This window comes from Mycobacterium sp. (assembly GCF_049278535.1).
Classification (GTDB): Bacteria; Actinomycetota; Actinomycetes; order Mycobacteriales; family Mycobacteriaceae; genus Mycobacterium.
This window is the reverse complement of the sequence record NZ_JBAPMI010000197.1, coordinates 1-3,140: the sequence shown is the minus strand read 5'-3', so window position 1 is coordinate 3,140 and position 3,140 is coordinate 1. Positions and strand designations below refer to the sequence as shown.

At 64.7% G+C, this 3,140-nt stretch carries 3 protein-coding genes and 1 pseudogene; 3 read left to right on the top strand and 1 reads right to left on the bottom strand.

Features of this window, described 5'->3' with window-relative positions:
* The 3 genes and pseudogenes from WAO18_RS13585 to WAO18_RS13575 all read left to right on the top strand — a co-directional run.
* A pseudogene (locus WAO18_RS13585) lies at window positions 1-530 on the top strand (aspartate aminotransferase family protein); the annotation flags it as partial.
* Between the two features lie 43 nt (window positions 531-573).
* On the top strand, window positions 574-2,112 hold the full coding sequence (locus WAO18_RS13580) for an amino acid permease (protein ID WP_422206785.1): 1,539 nt from the start codon (window positions 574-576) through the stop codon (window positions 2,110-2,112).
* Entirely contained in the window at window positions 2,109-2,990 is an 882-nt protein-coding gene (locus WAO18_RS13575; protein ID WP_422206784.1) for a universal stress protein, read from the top strand. Before WAO18_RS13580 ends, WAO18_RS13575 begins: the two co-directional genes overlap by 4 nt.
* On the opposite strand, the gene WAO18_RS13570 is transcribed toward WAO18_RS13575, so the two are convergent.
* A partial coding sequence (locus tag WAO18_RS13570; protein ID WP_422206786.1) for an SDR family oxidoreductase occupies window positions 2,987-3,140 on the bottom strand: 154 nt, incomplete at its 5' end. The two genes, WAO18_RS13575 and WAO18_RS13570, sit on opposite strands and share 4 nt — an antisense overlap.

Here is a 3,140-nt window from a genome sequence, read left to right as displayed (position 1 = left end):
ACGAGATCCAGTCCGGCCTGGCCCGCACGGGGCGCACCTTCGCCTGCGACCACTGGGGCGTGGTGCCCGACATCTACCTGCTCGGCAAAGCCCTTGGCGGCGGCGTGGTTCCGGTTTCAGCGGTGGTGGCCAACCGCGAGGTCCTCGGCGTGCTGCACCCCGGTGAACACGGCTCGACGTTCGGCGGAAACCCTCTCGCCGCGGCGATGGGCAGCACGGTGGTAGGTATGCTGCGTCGCGGCGAATTCCAGTCTCGCTCAACAAAACTAGGTGAGCGACTGCACGCACGGCTGCGTGGGCTGATCGGGCATGGCGTGGTAGCGGTGCGCGGCATGGGACTGTGGGCAGGCGTCGACATCGAACCATCGCTGGCCACCGGCAAACAGATCAGCCTGAAGCTGGCCGAACGCGGTGTCCTGGTTAAGGACACTCACGGCTAGACGCTGCGTTTCGCGCCGCCACTGGTGATCACGGCCGAGGAAATCGACTGGGCGATTGACCAGTTCGCCGACGTTCTCGCGGATGCGGGTTCACACTTGACTGGCAGTTCAATCGAGTCCTACAGGAGGCACCATGCCCGCTCCTTCGTTGAGCTTCTCCCAGCAGTTGCTCCGACGCCGGCCGGTGGCCGGTGCCCCGGTCGCACATGGCGCCTCAGACCATCTCAAGCGAAGCATCGGCACCATTCAACTGACGCTCTTCGGCGTCGGCGCTACCGTGGGCACCGGCATCTTCTTCGTATTGTCCGCGGCGGTGCCGGCGGCGGGCCCGGCGGTGCTCGTCTCGTTTGCCCTCGCCGCGATCGCGGCCGGCCTCTCCGCCATCTGCTATGCGGAGATGGCGTCTTCGGTGCCGGTGTCGGGCTCGACATACTCATACGCCTACACGACGATGGGCGAGTTCGTCGCGATGGGTGTGGCGGCCTGCCTGCTTCTGGAGTATGGCGTGTCCATCTCCGCGGTCGCGGTTGGGTGGAGCGGTTACGTGAACAAGTTGTTGGAGAACCTGTTTGGCTGGCAGCTCCCGCAGTCACTGACGTCGGCCCCGTGGGACGCCACGCCGGGCATCGTCAACCTACCCGCAGTGTTGCTGATCGCGATGTGCATGTTCCTGCTGATTCGCGGCGCAAGCGAGTCGGCCGCCGTAAACACCGTCATGGTGTTGATCAAGCTCGGCGTGCTTCTGATGTTCATCGTTATCGCGCTCACCGGATTCAACGCCGACCACTTCCACGGCTTCTGGGACAAGGGCATCGCCGGCATCACCACGGCCGCGAGCATGATCTTCTTCTCGTTCATCGGCCTCGACGCGGTATCGACGGCCGGTGACGAAGTGAAGAATCCGCAAAAAACCATGCCCCGCGCCATCATTGCCGCACTCATCGTGGTCACCAGCTTCTACATCCTGGTCGCCTTCGCCGGCCTCGGCACGCAGGACGCCGCCGAATTCGGATCGGACCAACAAGCCGAGGCCGGCCTATCGGTGATCCTGGAGAACATCCTCCACGGCGCGACGTGGGCCAGCACGCTTCTGGCCGCAGGCGCGGTGATTTCCATCTTCTCGGTGACCCTGGTCGTGATGTACGGCCAGACCCGCATCCTGTTCGCGATGGGCCGGGACGGCCTTCTTCCATCGATGTTCGCAAAAGTCAACCCGCGCAGTATGACTCCGGTCGGCAACACCATCATCGTCGCCGTCGCGACCGGAATCCTTGCCGGTTTCATTCCGCTGAATTGGCTGCTCGATGCCGTGTCGATCGGCACGCTGGTCGCCTTCATCACAGTGTCGGTCGGCGTGATAATCCTGCGGGTTCGCGAGCCCAACCTCGAGCGCCCCTTCAAGGTGCCGGGTTATCCGGTCACACCCGTTCTCTCCGTGCTCGCGTGCGCTGCAGTGCTGTATGGCCTGCGCTGGCAGACCTGGTTGGTATTCGGCGGCTGTGTCGGCCTCGTGCTTCTCTTCTACTTGTTCTGGGGACGCAAGCACAGCGCACTGAACGACGGCGGCGCCGATGGCTACATCCCGACCGCGGTGCCCGGTGACGACGACGTCATGTTCGATGAAGCGCCGAAGGATCATCACTTCGTCACCAAGCACACGGATGAGCCGTGACCGTCGCCGTCGGCTACCTGGCGGGCAAGGGCGGCCGGTCCCCGCTCTATCTGGCGGTCGAGGCGGCGAAGTCGCTCAAGATGTCGCTGACGGTGGTCACGGTCGTGCCCCGGCCGTGGATGACGCCATCGCTGGGCCGGATCGACGCCGAATATGCCGAGTACGCAGAGCAACTGGCGGCTAACTCTGCCAAGCAAGCGCAGGCATGCCTCAGCGAGTTGGCAGAAGGACTGGAGGTCACCTTCCACAAAGTCGCTCACCGATCGGCATCCGGCGGGTTGTTGGAGGCGGTGGAAGAACTCGAGCCAGAGGTGCTCGTTCTGGGGTCGGCGTCCGACGGCAAGCTCGGCCAGTTGGTGGTCGGCTCGACCGCCGACCGGCTGTTGCATTCGTCGCCGGTGCCGCTGGCCGTTGCCCCGCGCGGCTACCGCGGATCGAAGTCCGGCGTTCTGACTCGGATCACCGCCGGCTACCCCGGTACTCCGGAGACACTTCATGTGGTGGAACGCGTTGCGGCCCTTGCCGAGCAGCTGAGTGTCCCGATGCGGGTCGTCACATTCGCGGTCCGCGGCCGCACGATGTACCCGCCGGAAGTCGGGTTGAGCACCGAGGATTCGATCCTCGAACAGCTCGCGACACATGCTCGAGAGACGTTGGCGCAGTTGAAGACCGACGGTGTGATCGGCAAGGATGTAACCTTGCAGGTCGTCACCGGCAACGGCTGGGGTGACACCTTGGATGCCGCCGACTGGCAGGACGGCGACCTGTTGGCCATCGGCACGTCGCCGGTGGGCGGCATCGCCAGGGTGTTTATCGGCTCCCGAGGGTCAAAGATCCTGCGGCACAGCCCTGTCCCGGTGCTGGTGCTACCGGGCTAGTACTTCGCGGTGCCGCGGTCGACGGCGATCTGGCTGCCCGAGATCGTGGCCGAGCCGTCACTGGCCAGCCACGCGACAACGTCCGAAACCTCTTCGGCCGTCATGAAGTCCTGAAGCCCCTTCTTGCCCTCGTGGTTGACCGGGTGGTAC